Source organism: Fusibacter sp. (assembly GCF_057447755.1).
Window position 1 is genome coordinate 27,145 of the sequence record NZ_JBVBZF010000002.1, and the last position, 24,764, is coordinate 51,908.

Genomic DNA, 24,764 nt, shown 5'->3' on the forward strand with positions numbered 1-24,764 from the left:
CTTGTTAAGATGCGTTTTAAATAAGAAGATTGTAGGCGTAAGTTTGGATTGGGAAAAAAAGATACAGCATCTACCATAGCTGTATCATTTTTTGTACCACAAGTGAAACGACAGTTACTGCAAACCAACAGGTTGCTCCTAGTAAAATGGGCTTGAAGCCGTTCTTCAATAGTTTGACAAGTGCGGTATTAAGGCCGATTGCAGACATTGCAACTACGATCATGAATTTGCCAAGGCTTATCAAAGCAGTGGTCAAAGAGGGCGGTAAGTTGAAGAGCGTGCTAATGATTGTCGTGACTAAAAAACCAATGATGAACCAAGGAAATATCTTAGAAATGCTCATCTTCTCAACTGAATTCTTTCGAGAATTAAGGATTGATAAGACAAGGGAAATCGGTATAATCATCAAAGTCCTTGTGAGTTTGACAACGGTTGCCGTTGCCAATGCCGTATTATTGCCCTTCAGTGTGCTCCAAGCAGTAGACGCTGCGACTACCGATGAGGTGTCGTTTATGGCTGTTCCTGCAAATAAGCCGAACCCATAGTCTGATAAGCCTAGTATTTGACCTAATGCTGGGAATAGAAAGACTGCGACGATATTGAATAAAAAAATGGTTGAAATTGAATGTGCAATTTCTTCATCATTTGCCTTTAAAATGGGTGCAGTAGCTGCAATGGCTGAGCCACCACATATTGAAGTGCCTACACCGATCAATATGGTCATGTTATAATCGGTCTTCAATATTTTTCCCATGACGTAGGTGACAATAAATGCCGTTGATAGTGTAAAAATCATTATGGAAAGGGATTGCTTACCTGTTATGAGGACACTGTAGAGGTTCATTTGAAAGCCTAACAGAATGATGGCGTATTGTAATATTTTCTTTGAACTGTAGGTCATACCTGCTTTTAAAATGGTCAAATGTGGTATTGCAAAGGGCCTTACCATCATTCCTATCAGTATTGCAAAAACCGGTGCGCCGATTAATGGGAAAGCCTTTCCTAATGGCCAAGCAATTAATGCTAAACCGATTGTCAATAAGAGCCCGGGAAAGATGCTTTTAAGTTTTGAAATGTCAAATGACATTGAATCACCTCCTGCTACCATTATTTTGACAGAAAAATTTACATATGTAAAATACTATAATATAATGATATCCATAGGCAATTACTTATATATATAAATGAGGTATGAACAATGACGTTTAGGCACATGAAAATTCTCATACTTGTAGCCGATCTTGGCAGTATGACTGAAGCGGCAAAGAGACTTTATATTTCTCAACCATCCGTCAGTCAAGCCATTCGAGAGATAGAAGACAATTATGAAATTAAACTCTTTGAGCGATTTTCAAAAAAACTCTATATCACAGATGCGGGTAAGCACTATTTAGATTATGCAAGGCATATTGTGCAATTATATGATGAAATGACCCTGTCCTTGTCCAAGAAAAGTACCTTGAAAATGGGGGCGAGTTTGACGGTTGGTGAAGCCCTCATGCCGAGTTTAATGACGCAATTTAAAGCCCTCATGCCAAATATTGAGACAGGCATATATATCAAGAATACATTTGAACTGGAGCTCTTAATCCTAAATAATCAAATCGATTTGGCCTTGGTTGAGGGGAAGATGAACGATCCCCATATTGCCACACTACCTGTCATGGAAGATGAGCTGGTCTTGATTTGTGGACAAACTCACCCACTTTATGATGCCAAACTCTTAGGACTTGACCAACTTGAAAAGTTCAATTTTATCGTGAGGGAACAAGGCAGTGGTACGCGAGAACTCCTAGAGAGGGTTTTTAAGGACAAGGGGTTGAATCTCAAGATCACATGGGAATGCAGTGGCTTTGATAGCATTAAAAAGTCAGTAGTTGAAGGTCATGGCCTTGCGGCAATTTCAAGACGACTCATCACATCAGAACTTGAATCAAAGGCAGTTCGAATCATTGAAAGTGATCAGATTAAATTTAATAGAACCTTTAGTATTGCCCATCATCGAAATAAGTACATGACTCCGGTTATGCTTAAGATGATTGAACTCATCAAACAAAGAAATTAATTTATGTTATAATAAATCATAATGATAGATGAAAGTGAGGGTGTGAGATGAAATTCAAAGCGTATTCTGTCACCAATGAGATAAATTTGAATAAAATTGCCCTAGATTGTGGTATTCCGAAGAAATACACGTGGGAAGAACCTTTGATTTTAACGCCTATTATACTTGAAGCGATTTTTAACGGTTTGAACATGAAGGACAAAAAAGTATTTGTCTTTTCATTTGGAACCTTTGTCACAATTGATTTTACATTAGATGAAGACAATAGGCTCTTGCAGTATTTAAAAGGCTTTGAAAAAGAGATTGATCTTAAGAATTGGACACGTTATTTTGATGAGTATGAACTTAAAATAGATGAGGAACTGGATGAAGAAACACCATTTAGTTTTACAGACGAAGAACTGGTAGTGGCGAGATTTGAAAATGCCTATCAGGAAATTGTCGCAACGGTAATTGCAAAATCCGTTGCACTTGAACGCGTTGAAGAAAACATGAAAAATATCCTAGATCGAATTGAAAGCATGGTTGAAAGACTTGAAAAAGGGCGTTTTAGATTAAGTGATCGAAAGTTGGCCAAGACAATTGCTCAGGTTTTGAGACATGAATACAGTACCATAGCCTACATCATGATACTTGATAGACCGGATTTAACCTGGGAGAGCCACTTAAACAGTGGTTTATATGATCAAATGGCAGAATTCTTTGAGTTATCAGATCGATACGAGATTATGAAAACGAAAACGGATATTCTCAATAATATTATTGATGGATTCGCTACAATTTCCCATTCGATGAGAGGGACTTTTATTGAGTGGCTTATCGTCTTATTGATTGTTGCAGAAGTTGTTTTAATGATTATTGATTTGATGAAGTAGGGGAGGCGTCTATGCAAACTGTCAGGTTCTATAGCTTTAAAGTTAGAGAAACCTTTGATCTCGATAAGATTGCAGCTTACTTTAAACGCACGAGACATCTTAAATGGAGTACTTATATTGTCCTAGACAATCACCTTGTTGAATCCATTTTGAAGCGCCCTATCAAGGGACATGAAGTCAGATTATATCAGTTTGGTATTGTTACATTTATTAATTTCTATGAAGATGAGATGCGTGATTTTCTATCTTTGATTGATCAGATTGAACCCATTGACTATAACGGCTTTGCCAAATACTATGAGCATTTCGAACTTCCAATTGGTGAGTTTGGAGAGACCCTACATGATTCCTTGCAGACAGTGCCTCATAAGTTGCTTGTTGAGATGATTGCAGAGAACACTGCAAAGTCAGTTGGTCTAGCGCATATTGAAAATGCATTAAATACCCTCATGGACCAAATTGAGCCATTGCTGATTCAGATGAGTAGGGGCAATGTGAAGGTTGATAAACGGACTAAAAAAGTTCTAGGTGAGATTATAACCTTTAAATACAAATTGGCACAATCCATCGGTCTTTTTGAAAAGCCTTCTACTAAGTTAGCCCTAAAAGAGTGGCACGAGTATATTATTGAACACTTTGAGTTGAGTGATCGTTATGTCATTTTAGAGAGTAAAATTGATGATTTAAGGAAAATGCTCTTTCAATATTACGGCTTTAATCATTCGAGAAAAGAGCGTCGTTTGTATATTTTCGAGATTGTTTTGTTGGCTTTTTTTCCCTTGAGTTCTTTGATAAAGTCGGGCACATTTAGTCAATTTGTGCATTGGTTATTGCAACTCTTTTAAGTCAGAAAAACAACTTTAGGTGTGATAAACAATTGAGCCAGGACAGATTATGCTGAGTATGAACGGATTGTGCTGAGTATGAACATATTATGCTGAGTATGGACAGGTTTTACTGAGTATGAACAAATAAGATAGGGTTGATATAACCTTTTAAATACAGAAAAGCACCCATTAATGGGTGCTTTTCTGCGTGTGTGTGTTTGAGTGTGTGTACTTTTTATTCCAATGAGATGTGGATGTTTTCAAAAATTCTGAGTGCATCACTTGTGCGATCTTCAATTGCTTTTTTAGAATAAGCATCAAGGGCCTTTAAATCCTTTGGACCGTGGTGCATTGTTACTGGCCCTTTTATACACCCGCCCTTACAAGCCATGCCTTCAATAAAATCAGCTTCTAGTTTGTTAAATTTTAAAAGCTTCAAGGCCTTATCACAGGCTTCAATGCCGTCGCAGGTCAGAGGCACAATATCCATGACACCTTGGTCGGATAGGTAGTTGGTAATGGATAGGGTTACGCCACCGCTGGCAGCAAATTTACGCCCATAGTAAGACGCGTTATTTAGTGGCAATTCTTCAAGAGACTCCAAATCTATATTTTGTGCTTCAATTAGTGCTGCCAACTCCTCAAATGTCAAAACAAAATCCGTATCATTTGTCTTTTGCTTTTCCTTTTTCTTGGAAATACAAGGCCCTATGAAGACGACCACAGCCTCTGGATCGATTGCCTTAATTAGTCTGGCAGTGGCAGTCATTGGAGAAACAGTTGATGAAATGTGTGTCGTAAGTTCTGGAAACTTTTTTTCTATGAAATCAACAAAGCTTGGACAACACGAGCTCGTGAGTACTTTGCCATGATATTTCATCTTTATGAGTTCGTCAGCTTCATGCTTGGTGACGAGATCGGCACCAAGTGCAACCTCTACAACATCTCTAAAGCCCAACATTTTAATGCCACTGATAACTTTTCCTAAATCCACAAAGTCAAATTGAGTAGCAAATGCTGGTGCAACCATAGCGTATAGGTGCTTATTACCTGAGTTGATCTCTTTGATCACAGGTATTATTTCAGATTTATCTTGAATTGCACCAAAAGGACACTGGTAGACACAGGCACCGCAGTTTATGCAAAGCTCGTAATCAATAACAGCCTTTTTGCGATGATCAATTTTAATAGCGTTAGTAGGGCAGTCTCTTCTACAAGGTCTCATCACATCTGCAATGGCATTATAGGGGCAGCTTTCCTTACATTTACCACATTCGATACATTTTGCATAATCGATGACAGCCTTGTTGTTTTGAATTTTAATAGCGTCAACAGGACATGTATTTAGACAGCGATGGGCGATGCAACCCCTACAAGTTTCTGTGACGACATAGCGATTCACAGGACATTGGTCGCAAGCTGATTCGAGAACTTCTACAATTCCTGGTATGTGTGGATTACCACCGATGGCCATTTGGATGCGATCACCTGTAATGGCACGCTCGTGGAAGATACAGCAACGATATTGTTCTTCCGGCCCAGGATTCACTTTCAGTGGGATTGTAGCGATCCCTTCATCAAGTTCGCCCTTAAAGGCAAGTTTTGCAACTTCTATAAGCACATTGCTTTTAATTTTTTGAACTTGGTTTTCATATTTTCTCATTTGTTCACCCTTATTTATTTCTCTTTCTCTTGGTATTTGGTCATCAATCTGTAAAGTCTAAAGTAACCAATTTCCCCATTATGGATAGCTCATTTACAATTTCCTTGATAATACTTGTTTTAATACTCAGGTCTTTTGGAAAATCAGGATTTTGATGTGCTGGATTTATGGCCCGACCAACCCAAAAGTGGATGTGAGTCGAATCCTCTAGCAACAATTTTAACAATCGGCTTACGCCATCTTTTTTATTGAATATGGGCTCGTCGGCATTGAGATTGATTTGTTTGAGTTTGCCCAGAACCATTTTAAGAGTCAATACACCTTCTGTGACCAGGTCAATACCTTTAATTTTAGCAGTAGGTGGAATGAGGGGGTCGATGTATTCAATTTCTGTTATGATTTCTCGATCAAGTTCCCGAGATACAATGTTTGCGGCAGTACCACCACAGACGATTTTTTTCCCAACCTGTGCCATAAAATTAGAGACAATTTCTGAATCCTTGGCCTTGAGTTCAGGAGGGCCAGTGAGAACTTGCAACCATTGTGGGTGTCTTACTTTAACCGTTACAGCAGTGGTGTCATCACCAGGATGATCATCATAAAGTTTCTTACAGGTCTCTATCAACCTTCGATTCAACTGTTCTGCAGAAGGCGTCTTTTGAACTTCTAGGAAGTCAGCAACATGGTCCCATTCCCAACCGTGATTTAAAAGCTTCCCAACACCAGCATGAATAACACCGTCTGAACAGAGGGTTATTTCGTCATCGACTTCAAGTTTGATTTCACTAATCCATACTTGCTTATCTGCCGACCGCATTTTGGTCTTGCTCACAGGCAGAATTTTATGTTTCCTCAATATAAAAACAGGTGGATTATCGAATTCGATGATTCTGGCATTTAGGTCGTTGTCAATCTCAAGAATCGTAAATGTTGAGTAGCCAATATTTCTAACGGTACAGACGGGAAGGGTATGCGTGATGGTGTCGATGGTATCTTTTATATCAGCTCCTTGTTCAAGCATTGTAATCATGATTTTGCTGGTCAAGGTGGCAAGTATATTGGCTTTAACGCCACTGCCGAGTCCGTCAGCCAATACGACAATCATTCTCTGGTCCGTTTTTATGACTTCTACCTTGTCACCACAGAGCTCTTCGCCAAACTTGTTCAATGAATGATGTGCGACATCTAGATAATAATCCAATGACATTTTACTCACCACCTTCAGTAAGTACTAATTTCTTGAGCTTATTTAAACCAATCTTGGTTTCAGCTGTGGTTTCTCCGAGTAGGCTCGCAATTTCCTGAGCCACTCTCATTTGCTTTTCAATGACTTTTTGACATGTAATGAGTGTTTCTTCCTTTACTTTTTCTAGTTCTTCTCGATTGCTTTCAGCTTCAGTAATGTCTGTGAAGATACCAACATAGATCTTGCCGTTCTGAATTTTGACAACGTTGGAGTAAAAGGTGCGGTCTACAGTTGGCAAATATATTTTCTTGCTCATATGATGACAATTGGAGTCTGCAATTTCTTCAAAGATGGTATCATCAATTAATGCCGCAATTGGCCAATAGGTCAATTTAATTTTTGTGGCATTGAAGAGTTGGTTAAAAGAAGGGTTAACTTCTTGTATTCTCCTCTCAGCGTCTAATATACAAATGGCATTAGGGCTGTTATCAAAAATGATTGCTTGAAGGCTCTCGGCTTTTTTACGCAATGTATCAAGGCACATGTCTATATCAGAAAAACCCTTTGTAATGGCAACTGCCTTTTCGTAGCATGAGCTATAACCACAGGCCCCACAGTTTAGTTGATCTTTTAGAGTATATTTCCCCATTTTAACGAGTATCTCTGAAATCTGATGATCGTTGACTGCAATGGTGTTGACGAGTTTAGGTATAAAGTCTTTGTGAAGTTCTTCGCTTGTTAATCGATCATCTGCATAAGGCTTATCAGTTGGTAAGAAAGGTGTCTTTTCAACGTACTCGCTTAATAGATTCAGTCTTTTATAAAGTGATGGTGCTTCTGAAGGAACGTCTGGGCCGTTTATACAACTGCCTGAGCATATGTTTAGCTCAGCGCAGTAGCCTTTGATTTCTCCACTTTCAACGGCATCTAAAAAGAGCTTGCAATCCTCAATGCCATCCACGTGAATGTATTTGTAGTTTGGGTTGATTCGTGTTTTTAAATCTCGTTTCCATAAACTCCCACCCATCGGATAGGCTCTTCCCCTTTTGCTGACAGGTGTATCAAAGGGTGTCGGTTCAAGGTCTGATAAAATAATGCCTTCTTCAGCCAGCCATCCCTCAAGTTCTTTAAATGTTATAACAGCATCAATTGCTGTTGGATGATCTACGGCCTCTGCTTTTTTTGCCAAGCAAGGGCCAATAAATACTGTTACTTGATCAGTCCCGTAACGTGTTTTCATATCCAGTCCATGAGCAGACATGGGTGAAACTACAGGAATCACAGCTTTAGTTGCATTTTCATAGTAGTGTTCGATGAGGTAGTTGCTTGAAGGACAACAGCTTGTAATGATGTTATCTGTACTGCCATTGCCGATGGCTTTTTCATATTCAAGTGATATGATTTCAGCCCCCCTTGCAGTTTCTTCAACAACTTCAAAGCCTAGCTTTTTTAATGCTGTTACCATCTGTTCAGGTGCCTTCATATTGAATACACCTGCAAATGAAGGGGCAAGTGAGACAAGAACTCGTTTTTCAGCTTTAATTGCGAATTTAACTTTCTCAAGATCCAGTTGAATTGATAAGGCCCCTTGACTACAGTGAATTTGACATAAGCCACATTTAATACAAAGATGATCAATAATGTGTCTACTTCTGTTGGTAAAGGCAATGGCCTTTGTAGGGCATGCGCGAAGGCATTTAAAACACTCATCGCAAAGATCATGATCAAACTTAATAAAGTCCAATTAGATCACCTTCTTCTTTAGATGATCCATAAAGCCTTCAACAGCGTCAGGTGTCATTGAAATAATTTCATTAGAGTCGATTTGCACTGAAACGGCATCCGAACATTTGCCGAGACAAAAAGAAGATTTTAATATGATGGCTTCATCTAATTGATGTTTCGTGATATAAGCTTGAAATTTCTTAATAACATCATATGAGCCTTTTAAGTGACAGGCGCTGCCGATACATACTTTAATTTCCATGAGGGTACTCCTTTTTTAATGAATTTATAAGATTAATGAATAAACTTGCTTTAAATCTGGAAACTTTACATCTGCTATAATCTAGCGTTTTTAAAGGAATATAGGTAATACAGGTTTAGGACTATTAATTTTTGGGCTGTTTAATAGGGGACTATAGCAGATGTAAATCCAGTGATTCATAAAATGATTGGAATAAACAATCACCTAAATGACAAAATCGTTAAAAATCACGCATAATGTTTGTATATATATACACCGAAGCAAGGTTAAAATGCATAATACGTTTTATGCGTTAATAATATCACAATCAAATAATGGGTTCAATCTTATAAATCCAATTTAATTAAGATAAAAATGTAGTAAACAAAGCTAAAAGTTACGAAATAGAAACAAAAGGTGTGGCGCTGGTTTTAAAAGGCTGCTTGGGATGAAAAAAACCATTATCATGTTACGCGATTGTAATAAATATTACAAAATAGAAATACAATATGAGATAAAAAGGGCCTTGTAAAAATGAATATAAAGACAAAAAATTAACAAATTAATTTGCATATATCACTTCAGCTGGTGAAATGAGTCTTAAAAAGAATTTGAGTATTACAATATGGTAATCATTGCCTTTTTATTGATAAGTTTTTATGGTATAATTATAAAGTGAGTTAAGTGTAACTTATTATTTAACACATGAAATTAAATTAAAGGGGGTAAAAATGGCCTGGAAGGATTCTTTGAAGAACAACGTCAATAATGTTGAAAAACTCAAAGCATTCATTCGGATTTCACCAGAAGAGGAAAAGGCTTATGATAAAATTTCAAAGCATTTTCCGATATCGTCAACAACTTATTATTTAAATCTAATTGATCCAGAGGATCCAAATGATCCTATAAGAAAAATGGCAATACCATCTATCGGCGAGTTTGATATGGATGGAGATTTTGATACGAGTGGTGAATCACAAAATACGAAGATGCAAGGTTTACAACATAAGTATGGCACAACCGCACTGCTTTTATCCACAAACAAATGCGCAATGTACTGCAGGCACTGTTTTAGAAAAAGACTTGTTGGAACAAATACAAGCGAAACACTTAGTTTTATAAAGGAAGCAGTTGCGTATATTAGAGACCATAAGGAGATTAACAACGTTTTAATCACCGGTGGTGATTCATTTCTACTTGAAAATGAAATGATAGAAGCTTATTTACAAGAGCTTGTTACAATTGACCATCTCGATTTCATTCGATTTGGAACACGAACGCCAGTCGTTTTTCCTGAACGTATCTATTCTGATCAAGATTTATTGGGACTCCTAGATAAATATTCCAAAAAGAAACGTATTTATATAGTTACCCAGTTTAATCATCCTAACGAATTGACTGAAGAAGCAATTCGATCTATCAAAAGTCTGCTGGATCACAACATCATCGTGAACAATCAGACAGTTCTTTTAAAAGGTGTCAATGATAAGCCAGAGACACTTGCTACTCTTATAAATGGACTTGTTAAAAACGGGATTGTACCTTACTACATTTTCCAATGTAGACCAGTAAAAGGTGTAAAGAACCAATTTCAAGTTCCTCTTAGCGAAGCATATGATATCGTTGAAAATGCTAAAAAATTAATGCATGGACATAGTAAGAGAATTAAATTCTGCATGAGCCATGAAACTGGTAAAATAGAGATTGTGGGTAAGTTTAACAAAGAAATGTTGTTTAAATACCACCAATCAAAATATGAAGAGAACTATGGTAGGGTTTTTTCTGTGAAACTGGAAGAAAATCAAGCCTGGTTAAAAACTGAAAATGTAGCTAACAAATAAAGAAAAAGATGTTGTGTGATTTCGTTTATTGGTATGAATAAAACGAAGAATACAGCATCTTTTTTTCATAAAAAATTTACATATAATCGATTTACATGGATTGAAAAAGGGGAAATTTTATTTTATACTTAAATTAGCACTCGACAGAAGAGAGTGCTAATAAAATGGGAGGTGCATAAAATGAATCTTGAGAAAATGACACAAAAAACGAGTGAAGCTATTGAAATGGCACATAAAATGGCAATAAAATACAATCATTCAAAGGTTGATGGAGAGCATTTACACTATGGACTCCTCAAAATAGAAAATAGTTTAATCAGTAAGATGCTTAAGGTTATGGGTATTGATGTGACGGCGTATCTCAATGAATTAGAGAAACATCTTGAATCCTTACCAGCAGTTTATGGGAATGAAGTTCAAGTTATGGGAACACGACGTTTAAATCAACTCTTGATTTATGCTGAGGAAGAAAGTCAAAGATTTGGTGATGATTATATTAGTGTTGAACATGTCTATCTTGCACTTTTAAATGAAAAAGGCACTTTTTCAGCTAAGTTGATTGGCAAATACAATATAGATAAAGAGAAATTTTTAAATGCAATGAAGGCGATTAGAAATGATCAACGAGTGACTACCGATAACCCTGAATCTACTTATGATGCCCTTAATCAGTATGCTCAGGATTTGATTGAACTGGCTAAAACAGGTAAGCTTGATCCAGTCATTGGACGTGATTCAGAAATCAGAAGGGTCATCAGAATACTGTCTAGAAGAACCAAAAATAATCCGGTTTTAGTTGGTGAGCCAGGTGTTGGTAAGACTGCAATTGTGGAGGGCTTAGCTCAGAGAATACTAAGCGGTGATGTGCCAGAGAACTTAAAAAACAAGAAGGTCTATGCACTTGATATGGGCGCGCTAATCGCAGGGGCTAAATTCAGAGGTGAGTTTGAAGAGCGTTTAAAAGCTGTGCTGGGTGAAGTTGAAAATTCTGATGGCGAAATTATCTTGTTTATCGATGAACTTCACAACATTGTGGGTGCTGGAAAAACAGAAGGTGCAATGGATGCGGGTAATCTTCTTAAACCTATGCTAGCGCGTGGACAGCTGCATTGTATTGGTGCGACGACCTTGAATGAGTATCGAAAATACATTGAAAAGGATGCTGCACTTGAGCGACGTTTTCAAACTGTTCTAGTGGATCAACCAAATGTTGAAGATACAATTTCTATATTAAGGGGTTTGAAGGATCGTTTTGAAATTCATCATGGGGTTAGAATAACTGATTCTGCACTTGTGGCGTGTGCGGTTTTATCCGCGCGTTATATCACAGAGAGATATCTACCAGACAAGGCTATAGACCTTATGGATGAAGCGGCTGCCATGATTCGCACTGAAATAGACAGCATGCCAAGTGATTTAGATGAAATATTACGCCGCCAACTTCAGCTAGAAATTGAAAAACAAGCATTGTCCAAAGAGACGGACAAGCAGGCAAAGGAAAGATTAAAGCAAATAGAGGATGAAATTACCAGATCTAAAGAGAAGTCACAGGATATGAAAGCACAATGGGAAGTCGAAAAACAAATTCTATCAAATGAAAAAAACATTAAGGCTCAGATAGAAAAGGTCAGACTAGAAATCGAAGAAGCTGAAAGGGCATACGACTTGGAGAAACTAGCAAGTCTCAAATATGGTAAACTTGCCACTCTAGAAAAACAGCTTGAAGAGGCTCAGATAAACGCCAAGTCTCATTCCTTGACCCTGTTAAAAGAAGCTGTAACTGAGCAAGAGATTGCTGAGATCATTTCCAAATGGACTGGGATTCCTGTGAGTAAACTAAATGAAACGGAAAAAGATAAACTTTTAAATCTTGAAGAACACCTTCATAAGCGTGTAATCGGTCAAGATGAGGCCGTAACTTCAGTATCCGAAGCTGTCATTAGGGCACGTTCAGGGCTTAAGGATCCTGAAAAACCGATTGGTACATTTGTCTTTTTAGGACCAACAGGTGTTGGTAAAACAGAACTTGCAAAAGCATTAGCTGAATCTTTATTTGATGATGAACATAATCTCATTCGGATTGATATGAGTGAGTATATGGAAAAGCATGCGGTTTCACGTCTTATTGGTGCGCCTCCAGGTTATGTTGGCTATGATGAAGGTGGACAATTGACTGAAGCCGTTAGAAGAAAGCCCTACGCAGTGTTATTGTTTGACGAGATAGAGAAGGCACATCCAGATGTTTTTAACGTATTACTTCAATTACTGGATGAAGGTAGATTAACAGACAACCAGGGTAAGACAGTAAACTTCAAAAATACAATTATCATTATGACCTCAAATATTGGAAGTCAGTTGCTACTTGAGCGAATTCAGCAAGGAAGACTCGATGAAAGTACAAGAAATGAAATCCACCAAATGCTTTTTAAATACTTTAAACCTGAGTTCATTAACCGTATGGATGAGGTGGTACTGTTTACACCACTTGAAAAATCACAAATCAGAGCGATTATAGATTTAACGATCCAGTCACTACAGTCACTTTTAATTGAACGACAAATTCATTTAAGTTTAACGGATGCGGCTAAAGACTATATCATCGAAAAGGCATATGTACCTGAGTTCGGTGCAAGGCCACTAAAGAGATATATTCAAAAGGTTATTGAAACTCAAATCGGAAGGAAGTTGCTCTCTGGTCAAATAACGGATTCAAATGATGTGAGAATTGATTATGATCAAGAAACATCACAATTGATATTCACCACTTTACAAAGTGTATCGAATTAGATAATATGAAAATGCAGAGATAAAAACACAATCCGGTTGGTAGTCCGGATGCAGCTAGCTGTCAGTAACCTGCCCTCCTGGGGTTGTCCATTCTCAAAAATGCGTAAAACAGGAGGAAGATATGAATCGATTTACCGTTTTTTTTGAGAATCCATATTGGATTGGTGTTTTTGAGTCAGAAAACCAAAATGAGTTGAGTGTTAGTAAAGTCATTTTTGGAGAGGAACCAAAAGTTGAGACGCTTCTAGCATTTGTAGAAAAAAGTTATTATAAGCTTAAGTTCAGTCAATACTATGATGTTGATGGACGTTCAGTAAGCACTACTAGGCGAATTAATCCTAAAAGGGTACAGCGTTTAATTTCAAAAGAATTGAATGCATCAGGTCTTTCAACAAAGGCACAAGAGGCCATCAGACTTGAGCGAGAGTCGATGAAAAAGCTTAGAAAAACAAAAAATACTGCACTTAAAGAACAACTTGAAAAAATGAAATTCGAAAAAAAACAACTTAAGAAAAAAGAAAAAAAGAAAGGTCATTAATGGGTTGACATTGTCACTAGTTAGTGATATATTAAAAGCATGAAGAAGATAAGCACTTACGGTGATGAAAATGAAATTAACTTAAAATTGGTTATAGCAATCACAAGAACTCAACTTTCGTTGGGAAGAGAGCTTCAGCGGTTTTTGTCTGACTATGGACTGACAGTTGCGCAGTTTGGCGTACTCGAGGCATTATACCATAAAGGCAATATGAAGATTTGTGAGATTATTGAGAAAACGCTTTCTACCAGTGGTAATATGACAGTAGTCATAAAGAATCTTGAGAAGGAAGGTCTCGTAGTAAAACAGTGTAATCTTGAAGATCGCAGAGCATTTACGATTTGCTTAACTCAGAAAGGTGAAGCCTTAATTAAAGAAGTCTTTGAACTTCATGTGGAAGAGTTAAATCAGTTTTTTAAATTAGTGACCTATGATGAAAAGCATGAACTTCATCAATTATTGAAAAAGGTAAACGGGCTTCTTTAGGAGTCAATTTCCTTTTTTTTAAACAAGTATCACTAATTAGTAATATAATTTCAATTTATCACTCTGAGTGCAAAAATAGGATAAGCATAAGTCTAAAGGAGGCACAATATGTTATTAAGAGAAGTTTTTACAGAAAGAAGATCAGTGAATTTTTTTAACCCAGACAAAGAAGTTTCATTAGAGACTTTAAAGGAAATTATAGATCTTGCAGGGTTTACACCATCTGCATTCAATCTACAACCATGGCGTGTAATTGCAGTAAGTTCGGAGGCGCAAAAGGAAGTTTTATTCCAAAATGCAAACAAGCAACCAAAGATTAAAGAAGCGCCAATTACACTAATCGTGGTAGGTGACCGAGAAGGCTATTCTACAGAGAACTCAGTTTGGGAAGAACTTAAAACCATTGCTGGTGATGAACAGACACAAAATGCAATTAATGCTGCTGGATTCTTATATGGTAGCTCAGAAGAAAGAAAAATCAAGTTTGCAGAAAGCAATGCTGGCTTGTATGCAATGTCGATCATGCTTGCAGCAAAAGAACTTGGTGTAGACAGTCATCCTATGAGTGGTGTTGATTTTGATGGTATCAAGAAGGCCTTCAATCTTAAAGAAAGTGAGAGCGTTGTAATGTTAATCGGATTGGGGCATTTTGATGAATCGAAGGCACTTTATCCACGCAGACAGAGAAGACCACTTGAAGACGTTTTAGAGATCATGTAAGAAAAATTCGATCAAAAGCGTAAGCCGATATTTAGGCTCAAAATTAAAATGAAAATGAATATGTCGAAAAAAAATAAGCAGTTGACTCATATGGTCAACTGCTTTCTTTTTTGTGCTCTGGTTAACATTATGTTTCGACTAGCGATGGACATAACGACGATGACACCGCCTATTACAGCTTGTATTGAAGGGACTTCAGAAGCAAAGATCATTACCCAGATTGGATTAAATAGGGGTTCTATGATAGGAATCAAAACGGCATCAACAGCGGATACATATTTGACAGCTGATGCATATAAAATATAGGAAATTCCAAGTTGAAAGACGCCTAAGAATAATATTGAACCCACGGCTTCAATTGAGACATCTATATTAGTTGAGAACGGCAGACATATAAAAAAGGTTAATATATTACCCCAGAATATTATCTGCATTTCAGCATTGGCATCAGAGTGCTTCAAGCAAAGAACAACAAGCGCTAAACTGATACCGCTTAAAATGGCAAGAAAGTTTCCAGCCATTTGGCCAAGGCCAATATTGGAGGTAAAAAATATGGAAATCCCTGCAAATACAGTCATTACAGAGAGAATATCAATTTTGTGAATAGGTGCTTTCATAACGAAGAAACTAATTAAAATTAGCCAAATCGGTGCAGTATACTGGAGTAAAATAGCATTCGCAGCAGTTGTTATTTTAGTTGCAGTTACATAGAGAATTAACATTGAAGCGTAGGCTAACATCCCCAGAATTACTTGCTTGGTAGGTTTTCGAACCCTACCCTTTAGGTAGATAAATACCACAGTACCAGAGATTAGGCTTCGGTAGCCCGCAATTGCAAATGACGACCATGGAATCAGTTTAATAAAGACACCGCCAAAACTCCATAGAATACTCGCTAACACCAACATGCTAACAGCTTTTATACGGCTCATAATGTCACCTTTGGTTTCTTATAAATCTGCGTTTTGAACGCAAATGGGTTATAGGACAAATCCTTTAATATTTACAACTTGAATATTAAACAATTAATAAAATAATAACGGAAATTTATGTAAATATCAATTGAATTATTTTGAATTATTGTGTCGATTATTCACAAAAAAAGTCTGTAGACTTCTGATTAAAATAAGGTTTTTGCAAATGATAATAGATATCAATAAAATTGCATTCCCTTTATAATATTAATATAGGGAGGTGGCATTATGGTAATTTATATGAGTACCGTTTTTATTGCCGGTTTTATATCGTTCTTTGCACCGTGTACCTTTCCGTTGTTGCCGGTCTATATCGGTGTTTTAACAGATCAGGTTAAGGGCGGTAGGGTCATTACAATATTCAATAAAAAGCTCGCATTAGCACCAATTTTAAAAACGATGCTGTTTGTAGCCGGACTCTCTACGACCTTTATACTTTTAGGGTTTGGTGCAGGCGCACTAGGTAGCATCCTTAATCAAAGCATTTTTTATAAGGTCAGTGGATTCTTGGTTGTGTTGCTTGGTCTACATCAAATGGGCTTATTTAGAATTCAGTTTCTAGAAAAATATAAATCGATACGATTCAAAAAGAAATCCGAAAACATATATCTGAGTGCCTATTTGCTAGGACTTACATTTAGCTTCGCATGGACGCCATGTGTTGGTCCGGTGTTAGGTGCAGTACTCGTCATATCTGCAGGTGGTGGACAAGCCTTTTATGGTGCATTTTTAATGTTGCTATATACCCTTGGTTTGGCAATTCCCTTCTTGGTATTTGCAATTTTTACGAACTATATACTCGGAAAATTTGAATGGATTGAAGGGCATCTAGGAACCATTAAATTCATTGGTGGCCTACTTATCGTCTTGATGGGGTTATTGCTCATGACACGGAATTTAAATCAAATTACAGTTTTTATTGAAAAGCTTTTATAAAGATTCTATTGAAATGAAAGGAGTGGCATTATGAACATAAACATGAAAAGAGGCTTAATTTTAGGTTTTATAATTCTTGTAGTTGCTGGAGGATTCGGTTTATATTATTCAACAAATACCAAGTCGATGGATACAGATGACGAAATGAAACCAGCTGGGCTTGAGGACAAGGTGGCAGAAACAGATGCTATGACTGAGACGGACGCAATGGATGAATCCGTTACAATGGATGGATCAACTACAATGGATGAATCCGCTAAAATGGCAGAGTCTGAAACTATGACAGAAACAGATCGTATGGTTGAAACAGAAGAAATGACTTCAGAAACGATGATGACAGCAGAAAATATGGATCCAAAAATGTTTACATTAAAAGATGTTGATGGCAATACAGTATCCTTAGTGGATTTCAAAGGAAAGAAAGTTTATCTTAAGTTTTGGGCTTCTTGGTGTTCCATCTGTCTCGCAGGAATTGATGAAATGGATCAATTTTCCGGTGAGATGAATGACTTTGAGATCATTACGATTGTATCACCTGATTTCAATGGTGAACAAAATGAGACAGATTTTGTTAATTGGTATCAAGGACTAGAATTAAAAAATATGAAGACAGTACTTGATCCGAAAGGGAATGTCGCCATGGCTTATGGTGTAAGAGCATATCCTACATCTGTATTTATTGATACTGAAGGTAATGTTGTCAAAACAATTCCAGGGCATTTGAACAAAGAGACAATTCTTCAAATGATATCTGAAATTAAATAAAATACGAGAAAGAGAAATAGAATACGAGAAAGAGAAATAGAATACAAGAAAGAATAATAGAATGTGAGAAAGACAACTAGAATACAAGGAAATTAAACTAAGAAAAAGGGGGACTTTTTAATAATAATCAAAATCATTATGCCTTAAATTTATAAGCAAGTTTAAGGCCATAATTTCATGAGATCGAATGAAAGGAGTATGTTATGAAACTCAAATTATTGATACTGATGATGATCTTTGTGCTAGGGGGCTGTGGCTCTGTATCTGAGACGCTTGATGTCGAATCGGTAACAGGTGATTTCAGCATTGATACAGTGGAAAAAACCGTAATTAAAGCTAATGAAGAAGACAAAGGTGTGCTTATAGATCCAAACGAAGATATAAAATGGCACATGGATCAGCTCGAAGAAATTTATTTAGCAGGTGGGTGTTTCTGGGGACTAGAAGCCTATATGAGTCGACTATATGGTGTTTATGATGTCACATCAGGCTATGCAAATGGTTTAACAGAGTATCCAAAGTATGAAGACTTGATTTATAATCATTCCGGTCATGCTGAAACAGTTCATGTGCTTTACGACCCTAAATATGTAGATTTAAAAGCGCTTCTTAATTACTATTTTAGAGTAATTGATCCAACCAGTTTAAATCAGCAGGGCCTAGATAAGGGTGTTCAATACAGAACAGGCATTTATTACACGAATGAAAAAGATCTTGATGTCATTCAAATGGTTATGGCAGAACAGCAAAAGAAATATGATAAAAAAATCGTGGTTGAAGTTGAGCCACTCAAGCATTATTACTTGGCTGAGCCTTACCATCAGGATTATCTTGTGAAAAATCCAAATGGTTATTGCCACATTGACTTGGATTTAGCCTATAAACCCTTTATTGATGCCCAAAAATATCCTAAACCAGATGATGAAACACTAAGACAAACACTGACTGAAATCCAATACAAGGTAACTCAGGAAAATGAAACTGAATATGCATTTTCTAATGAATATTGGGATACTTTTGAACCGGGGATCTATGTGGACGTCGTCACTGGAGAACCACTTTTCTCTTCAACAGACAAGTATGAATCTGGATGTGGTTGGCCGAGTTTTTCGAAACCAATTTCAGAAGAGGTTGTAAATTATAAAGAAGATTACAGCTATAATATGTTGAGGATAGAAGTGAGAAGTAGAAGTGGGGATACACATCTAGGTCACGTCTTCAATGATGGGCCAAAGGATTTAGGCGGTTTGAGGTTCTGTATAAACAGTGCATCTATTAAGTTTATCCCATATGACCAGATGGATGCTCAGGGCTATGGTTACCTTAAATTTACGGTTAAAGATCTTAATATGATGGACTCAAGCGAGATGAATTAGAAAGAATAATTTCTAAAAGCAACATTTTAATGCAAGAGTGGTTTAAAAACTTAAAAACTTAAACCTCAATGTCTAAAAACTGCAGAGGTTAAAGTAAAAGATTAAGGGTATATTGATATTAATAGAAACATTATGAGGTGAAATATGGTGAAACTCTTAATTGCTGACGATGAATCTCTAATTCGTCAAGGTATTCGAAAATTAATAGATTTCGAGTCTCTTGGCATAGATGAGGTCTATGAAGCATCAAATGGTAAACAAGCAATTGAATTATTTGAAGAAAACACCCCTGAAATTGTGTTGCTAGATATCAATATGCCCATATTTAATGGCTTAGAAGTGGCAAAAAAAATAAAGCAAATTGCCCCAGATACTAAAATTGCCATTATTACAGGCTATGATTATTTTGACTATGCTGTAACAGCGCTTAAAATAGGTGTTGAAGATTATATTTTAAAGCCGATTTCAAGACAAGATGTTCAAGATGTCCTAAATAAGTTGATTAGAGGTTATCAACTTATTTTAGAGCAAAGAGAGATTAAAGAGACTGTGACCATGATCTTAAATGAAAGTTCAAATAGTGATGGGGATCATGGAGAGGCTACCTATAAAGCAATCATTTTGGACTATCTTTCTGAACATGCCTTTGAGGCCTCTTTCTCTTTGACAGAGCTTGCTGACCATATAGGCCTTAATCCAAACTATCTCAGTGGTGTGTTTAAAACAAACTTTGGCATTGCTTTTCAGGATTATGTCATGAATATGAGGTTAGAACGCGCAAAGATCTTGTTGCTTTCAACTGAAATGAAAAATTATGAGATTGCGGACGCCATCGGTATAGATGATGTAAATTACTTTGGTGTTCGCTTTAAAAATAAATTCGGACTATCCCCCAAACAATATAAACAAAGGATTTTGACCCATGAAAAATAAAATTCCTTTTCTAAAGACATTAAAAGTTCAAATTGCCGGGTATTTTTTAGCCACCAGTGTTGCATTGATCCTTATCTTTGCCATGGTCCTTTATTATAGCCTATCCAATATAATATTGGATGAAACGCTTGAGACTACTGCTAATTCGGTGGTGCAAAGTGGAAGGTATATTGAGATCTATATTGAAAAATTGAAATCACTCGCAGATGTGATGTCAAAAGCTGAAGATACAAAAGTTTATCTTCAAAGTGGCGATCAAATTGCAAGAGATAAGATTACTTCTATGATTGATGATATTTTGGAAACAGACCCATACTTCACTTCTATTGTTCTAGTGAGTAAGACAGGTGAAATAATTTCCAATGAGAAAGCCCTTGATATGACAACCTCTGATGACATGATGTCTGAACCCTGGTATGTTGCTGCTATTAACAGCGACGGTATGCCCGTTTTGACATCCATAAGGCAGCAGGCTTTTTCCATGGATCAGAATACATGGGTAATATCTGTTGGCCAAGAGATTACTGATGAAAAGGGTCTTAACATGGGAGTGCTTTTAATTGACATTAAATACGATGTCATTGGTAGTTATTTGAAGGACCTCATGGAGGGTGGGGCATTTATAATCAATTCTGAAAACCAAATTGTCTACCATCCTGATGTATCCTTTTTTACAGACCAATCAAAGTTAAATCAACTCATCGCACTAAATAATATGGCAGATGGCTACGATCAAAAAATGAATCTCCTGACCAAACACTATTCAATTAAGGGCACTAACTGGATTTTGGTAGGCACATCCATGCTTGATGGTCTATCCAGTGTCAGAAGACAAATTTTTGAGACTGTGGTTCTAGCGGGCATTATTTTAATCGCAATTGCTCTTGGAAGCGGTTGGCTTATTGCCATTCGAATTACAGCACCCTTTAAAGCCCTTGAGGATGCCATGTCAGATTTAGAGAACGGTTTAATTAAGGTACCGCTTGACAAAGCGGGTTGCTACGAGGTCGAAAGCTTAACGCGACATTTTAACCAAATGGCGGATCGTATAGATCGGCTGATGATTGATATTAAACAAAATGAAAAATTCTTAAGAACCTATGAACTCAATGCCTTGCACAGCCAGATTAACCCGCATTTTCTCTATAATACTTTAGATTCAATTGTTTGGATGGCAGAGTTCAATGACAGTGAAAAGGTGATAGCCATCACCAAGGCCCTCGCTCAATTTTTTAGACTATCACTAAGTCGAGGGGAAGATATGATTCCACTTAAGGATGAAATTGAGCATGTGGCACAGTATTTATTCATTCAAAAACAGCGATATGGTGATAAACTGCAATATGAGATAGAAGAGAAGAGTGGTTTGGAAGATGTCAAGGTTCCCAAAATCATCATTCAACCAATTGTTGAAAATGCAATTTATCATGGCATTAGAAATCTAGAAAGTGATGGACTTATTCAAATAAGCACTTATTTAGAGGGTGACAATCTGATTATTTTAGTGAAGGATAACGGTGTGGGTTTTGATCCAGACCGTATCACTAAGGGAAAAGTCAAGCTTGGAGGTGTTGGTATAGATAATGTCCATCAAAGGTTAAAATTGTATTATGGAGACCGATCAGGTCTTGATCTAAAATCTGAGGTCAAAAAAGGAACAGAGGTTAAATTGGTAATCCCAATTTAACCTCTTTTTTTAAAGTAATTTTCAAATTCTGCTTTCGGAACCGGCTTGCTGAAATAATAGCCTTGTAATATATCACATTTTTTAGATACCAGATAATCAATCTGCTCCTGTGTTTCAACACCTTCAGCAATGATTTTTAGACCAAGCTGGTGTGAAAGTCTAATAATGGCATCTAATATTTTTGTACGTCTCTGGTCTTTTCTTATGGATGAAACAAAGGCCTTGTCGATCTTAAGCACGTTAATATCCAGTGTGCCGAGATAATTAAGTGAGGAGTATTCCATACCAAAATCATCTAAACTGAATTTAATGCCAAACTGACTGAGCTGGTCGATTGTTTTAAAGGTTCTATCAAGCGAATGTATTAAGACATTCTCAGTGATTTCGAGTTCGACTTTATCAATATCAATGCCTGAATCTTTAATGATAGACAAGGTTTCTTCGACAAAAGTTTCTGCGAGCAGTTGAACAGGTGAGATGTTGATGGCAATGATGTAATTATTTTCGAACAGATTATGCCATTCTTTCATCTGTGAGCAGGCTTCTTTTAGTACCCACTTTCCAATATCGTGGATAATACCTAGGTCTTCAGCGATTGGAATGAAAACGTTAGGTGGAATAATTTCACCACTTGGATGAGCCCATCTGATCAGAGCTTCTGCACCTCGTAAAGCGTTGTTATGAGAGAAGAACTGAGGTTGATAATACAATCTAAATTCGTCATTTTTGAGGGCTTCCTTTAAATCGTTTTCAAGCCGGATGCGTTTGGTAAATACATCCAGAATTTCATAGCTGAAAAGGGTTAATTGATTTTTCCCGTTATCCTTTGAATAGTTGTTGGCCATATCGACGGCTTTAATGAGTTCATCTCTGCTTGAAGCGTGATCAGGATATATGGCAAAGCCGGCGCTCATGGTGATGTCGATATTTAAATTATCAATTGTGATTGTTCGTTTGATTGCATCATAGAAGGCTTTTGTATCTTGCCATAGGAGTTCTCTAGTATTTCTCTTTAAGTAGATGACAAATTCATCTCCACCATACCTTGAAAGCATGTCATTAGGTGAAATGTGCTTTTGAAGTTCAAGAGAAAGTTGAATGAGAAGATGATCACCAAAAGCATGTCCAAGGGTATCGTTAATATTCTTGAAATTGTCAATATCAAGATAGATTAAACCAAAGAAGGGTGTCTCCTTTTTAGCGATAATAAGCTCTAAATGTTGGTTTAATTGAGTACGATTTGGCAAGTTGGTCAGTGAGTCGAAATAAGCAAGATGTCTTATGTTGTGATCTCTGCTTTTTAATATTTCAATCATCTTGTTAAACTCTAATATCAAATTTTGAAGTTCCTTGTAACCGTTGTATATGATAGGCTGGGTATAATCACCATCAATAATTTCGGACAGCTTATCATTTAGTTGTACAACGGGCATGATAATTTGTTTTGAACTTAAAACCGCTAAGAAAGTAACTAATATGAAAATGCCAATAAAGATGAGGACAAAGAGAAAGCCAATATCTCGTGTAACGGCTGTTGTTGCATCATCACTTTGGATTGCTAGAACGATCCAATTTGTATCCGGAATTTCGTCAATTGAAATATAAGCACGACCTTCTAGATAGGGCGTTTCTAAAAACTTGTTGCCCTTGGTCAAATTGTTTTTGAAAAAATCAAACTTTGGATTATAAGCTCTTTGAGATACCAATCCGGTATTGTTGTCGGCAATGTAGATGCCTTTGTCGTCTAAAATGCTTATGTTAATACTGTCATCATTAATGATGTCATTAATTTCACGTATATTGGCGAGATTCAAATAGCCCACCAGATACCTGTTATCTTTCAACTTAATGATGTAGGAGATTGTAGAATTATTTGTATAAACAGAATTGAACGTTGAGGACCAATTGTCAAACTCATCATTGATATTAGAATTTAGATAGGGCTGGTCTTTAAAACTTATTCCGATATAAGATTCGTTATAGGGCGCTATTTCTGTGACAATATAATTTTCATCCAATACTTCAATTGCTTCAAAATAATTTTGATTAGCCAAAAGCTCTTCCAATAACAAGTTGGTATTGTGGTCATGAATGATTTCGTCTTCACTGAGCATATAGCCCACTAAATATAAAAAATCAGATGCTTTTGTAAAATAAGTATGGGTTTGACTGATGACAAAGTTAGAGAGTGTTTTATTACTCTCTTCAATGTCTTTTATCATATAATCTACAATGATATTGTTCAAAAAAATACTAGTGATCATAATTGGTAAAATTGCGATCAATAAAAAATATGCAATTAAGGACTGTTTTAGTGAATACTTTATACGCATTAATACCACCTTGATTAATTTATAGTTTCGCCATTTTCAGCATGAATAATAAACATTTTTCTTATAGCATCACCCTTATCGTTGATTTCATAATTGCTATTGATGCCTTCGTAACTTTTGTGAGATTGAATATATTCCTTTATTACCTTTGGATCTCTAGAGTTTGTTTCACTAAGTGCCTTAGTCAATAGGGAAACGGCATCATAGGTATAAATGGCAGCAAAATTTGCTTCAACTTTATAACGATTAAAATAGGCTTCTTTAAAGGTTAAAAACTTTTCGGATGTGGCATTTGGATCGATTGCGTAAACCCCATAAACATTTGACATGCTTTTACCATAACCTGAAATAACTTCAGGGGCCATTCCCCACATTGATGAGAATATATCAATATTCCCCATGGTTTTCTTAATTTGATTTGAAATGAGAATAAGATCTGAAACACTTGTAATTACAATTACTTGAGTGGGATCAAATACTTTTACATCTTCTATGATACTTGGTATTTCACTGCTTTCATTCAAGGGAAAAAGCTCGGTTTCGAACTGAGGGTTTAAGTCAAATTGTTTAATAGAACCTTCAAAGACCGATTGGGAAAATATGAAGTTTGAATTATTGTAAATTATAGCAATTTTGCCAGATGTGTTTTTTTTCATGATGTGATTGGCCAGTGTTTCCCCCTGTATGGTTGCAGAAGGAATAACGGCAATGAAATTATCATCAACGCCCATATAACCGTTGTGACTGACAAGTGGTGTAATAAAGAGTGCATCTTTTTCATTAATATATGGAATTGTCAATGTCGC

At 36.6% G+C, this 24,764-nt stretch carries 21 protein-coding genes; 13 read left to right on the plus strand and 8 right to left on the minus strand.

Annotated features, from left to right (window positions below; all coding sequences use genetic code 11):
• Nucleotides 1–70 precede the first annotated feature (70 nt).
• Nucleotides 71–1,087 (minus strand): YeiH family protein, encoded by a 1,017-nt coding sequence (locus tag AC220I_RS02965; RefSeq protein ID WP_486722325.1) that lies wholly within the window; start codon nucleotides 1,085–1,087, stop codon nucleotides 71–73.
• A gap of 111 nt (nucleotides 1,088–1,198) precedes the next feature.
• Here AC220I_RS02965 and AC220I_RS02970 point away from each other — a divergent pair, with 111 nt between their 5' ends.
• From AC220I_RS02970 to AC220I_RS02980, 3 genes are read left to right on the plus strand one after another with little or no spacing between them, the layout of a single operon-like run.
• On the plus strand, nucleotides 1,199–2,065 hold the full coding sequence (locus AC220I_RS02970) for a LysR family transcriptional regulator (protein WP_486722326.1): 867 nt from the start codon (nucleotides 1,199–1,201) through the stop codon (nucleotides 2,063–2,065).
• 47 nt (nucleotides 2,066–2,112) lie between these two features.
• Entirely contained in the window at nucleotides 2,113–2,940 is an 828-nt protein-coding gene (locus AC220I_RS02975) for an RMD1 family protein (RefSeq protein ID WP_486722327.1), read from the plus strand.
• Nucleotides 2,941–2,951: 11 nt separating this feature from the next.
• Complete coding sequence (locus AC220I_RS02980; RefSeq protein WP_486722328.1) at nucleotides 2,952–3,785, plus strand: RMD1 family protein; 834 nt, start codon at nucleotides 2,952–2,954, stop codon at nucleotides 3,783–3,785.
• Nucleotides 3,786–4,002: 217 nt separating this feature from the next.
• Here AC220I_RS02980 and AC220I_RS02985 read toward each other — a convergent pair whose 3' ends face one another.
• The 4 genes from AC220I_RS02985 to AC220I_RS03000 are packed head-to-tail and all read right to left on the minus strand — an operon-like array spanning nucleotide 4,003 to nucleotide 8,603.
• Nucleotides 4,003–5,430 carry a 4Fe-4S dicluster domain-containing protein gene (locus AC220I_RS02985; RefSeq protein WP_486722329.1) on the minus strand — a complete coding sequence of 476 codons (1,428 nt, stop codon included), beginning with the start codon at nucleotides 5,428–5,430 and terminating at the stop codon, nucleotides 4,003–4,005.
• 43 nt (nucleotides 5,431–5,473) lie between these two features.
• Nucleotides 5,474–6,637 carry a SpoIIE family protein phosphatase gene (locus AC220I_RS02990; RefSeq protein ID WP_486722330.1) on the minus strand — a complete coding sequence of 388 codons (1,164 nt, stop codon included), beginning with the start codon at nucleotides 6,635–6,637 and terminating at the stop codon, nucleotides 5,474–5,476.
• Nucleotide 6,638: 1 nt separating this feature from the next.
• Nucleotides 6,639–8,360 (minus strand): [Fe-Fe] hydrogenase large subunit C-terminal domain-containing protein, encoded by a 1,722-nt coding sequence (locus AC220I_RS02995; RefSeq protein ID WP_486722331.1) that lies wholly within the window; start codon nucleotides 8,358–8,360, stop codon nucleotides 6,639–6,641.
• A complete protein-coding gene (locus AC220I_RS03000; RefSeq protein ID WP_486722332.1) occupies nucleotides 8,361–8,603 on the minus strand; it encodes a (2Fe-2S) ferredoxin domain-containing protein in 243 nt (80 codons plus the stop codon).
• Nucleotides 8,604–9,313: 710 nt separating this feature from the next.
• Between AC220I_RS03000 and AC220I_RS03005 the strand changes: the two genes are divergently transcribed.
• From AC220I_RS03005 to AC220I_RS03025, 5 genes are all read left to right on the plus strand, one after another.
• Nucleotides 9,314–10,423, plus strand: coding sequence for a KamA family radical SAM protein (locus tag AC220I_RS03005; protein ID WP_486722333.1), 1,110 nt, complete (start codon nucleotides 9,314–9,316; stop codon nucleotides 10,421–10,423).
• A gap of 180 nt (nucleotides 10,424–10,603) precedes the next feature.
• Entirely contained in the window at nucleotides 10,604–13,210 is a 2,607-nt protein-coding gene (gene clpB / locus AC220I_RS03010; RefSeq protein ID WP_486722334.1) for an ATP-dependent chaperone ClpB, read from the plus strand.
• Nucleotides 13,211–13,331: 121 nt separating this feature from the next.
• On the plus strand, nucleotides 13,332–13,748 hold the full coding sequence (locus tag AC220I_RS03015; RefSeq protein ID WP_486722335.1) for a YjdF family protein: 417 nt from the start codon (nucleotides 13,332–13,334) through the stop codon (nucleotides 13,746–13,748).
• 39 nt (nucleotides 13,749–13,787) lie between these two features.
• The gene (locus AC220I_RS03020) at nucleotides 13,788–14,234 is read left to right on the plus strand and encodes a MarR family winged helix-turn-helix transcriptional regulator (RefSeq protein ID WP_486722336.1); all 447 of its coding nucleotides are present in this window, start codon (nucleotides 13,788–13,790) and stop codon (nucleotides 14,232–14,234) included.
• Nucleotides 14,235–14,342: 108 nt separating this feature from the next.
• Nucleotides 14,343–14,954, plus strand: coding sequence for a nitroreductase family protein (locus tag AC220I_RS03025; protein ID WP_486722337.1), 612 nt, complete (start codon nucleotides 14,343–14,345; stop codon nucleotides 14,952–14,954).
• Between the two features lie 86 nt (nucleotides 14,955–15,040).
• Here AC220I_RS03025 and AC220I_RS03030 read toward each other — a convergent pair whose 3' ends face one another.
• Complete coding sequence (locus AC220I_RS03030) at nucleotides 15,041–15,886, minus strand: DMT family transporter (RefSeq protein ID WP_486722338.1); 846 nt, start codon at nucleotides 15,884–15,886, stop codon at nucleotides 15,041–15,043.
• A gap of 270 nt (nucleotides 15,887–16,156) precedes the next feature.
• Between AC220I_RS03030 and AC220I_RS03035 the strand changes: the two genes are divergently transcribed.
• The 5 genes from AC220I_RS03035 (at nucleotide 16,157) to AC220I_RS03055 (ending at nucleotide 21,625) form a co-directional block, all read left to right on the plus strand.
• Nucleotides 16,157–16,864 (plus strand): cytochrome c biogenesis CcdA family protein, encoded by a 708-nt coding sequence (locus tag AC220I_RS03035; RefSeq protein ID WP_486722339.1) that lies wholly within the window; start codon nucleotides 16,157–16,159, stop codon nucleotides 16,862–16,864.
• A 30-nt stretch (nucleotides 16,865–16,894) separates the two neighbouring features.
• Complete coding sequence (locus tag AC220I_RS03040; RefSeq protein ID WP_486722340.1) at nucleotides 16,895–17,629, plus strand: TlpA family protein disulfide reductase; 735 nt, start codon at nucleotides 16,895–16,897, stop codon at nucleotides 17,627–17,629.
• A 203-nt stretch (nucleotides 17,630–17,832) separates the two neighbouring features.
• Nucleotides 17,833–19,005, plus strand: coding sequence for a peptide-methionine (R)-S-oxide reductase MsrB (gene msrB, locus AC220I_RS03045; protein ID WP_486722341.1), 1,173 nt, complete (start codon nucleotides 17,833–17,835; stop codon nucleotides 19,003–19,005).
• Nucleotides 19,006–19,149: 144 nt separating this feature from the next.
• Nucleotides 19,150–19,938: a response regulator transcription factor gene (locus tag AC220I_RS03050; protein WP_486722342.1), complete on the plus strand. Its 789-nt coding sequence runs from the start codon at nucleotides 19,150–19,152 to the stop codon at nucleotides 19,936–19,938.
• A complete protein-coding gene (locus AC220I_RS03055) occupies nucleotides 19,928–21,625 on the plus strand; it encodes a sensor histidine kinase (RefSeq protein ID WP_486722343.1) in 1,698 nt (565 codons plus the stop codon). Before AC220I_RS03050 ends, AC220I_RS03055 begins: the two co-directional genes overlap by 11 nt.
• On the opposite strand, the gene AC220I_RS03060 is transcribed toward AC220I_RS03055, so the two are convergent.
• A complete protein-coding gene (locus tag AC220I_RS03060) occupies nucleotides 21,622–23,958 on the minus strand; it encodes a bifunctional diguanylate cyclase/phosphodiesterase (protein ID WP_486722344.1) in 2,337 nt (778 codons plus the stop codon). The genes AC220I_RS03055 and AC220I_RS03060 overlap by 4 nt on opposite strands.
• 14 nt (nucleotides 23,959–23,972) lie before the next feature.
• The coding region (locus AC220I_RS03065) for an ABC transporter substrate-binding protein (RefSeq protein WP_486722345.1) at nucleotides 23,973–24,764 on the minus strand (792 nt) is incomplete at its 5' end.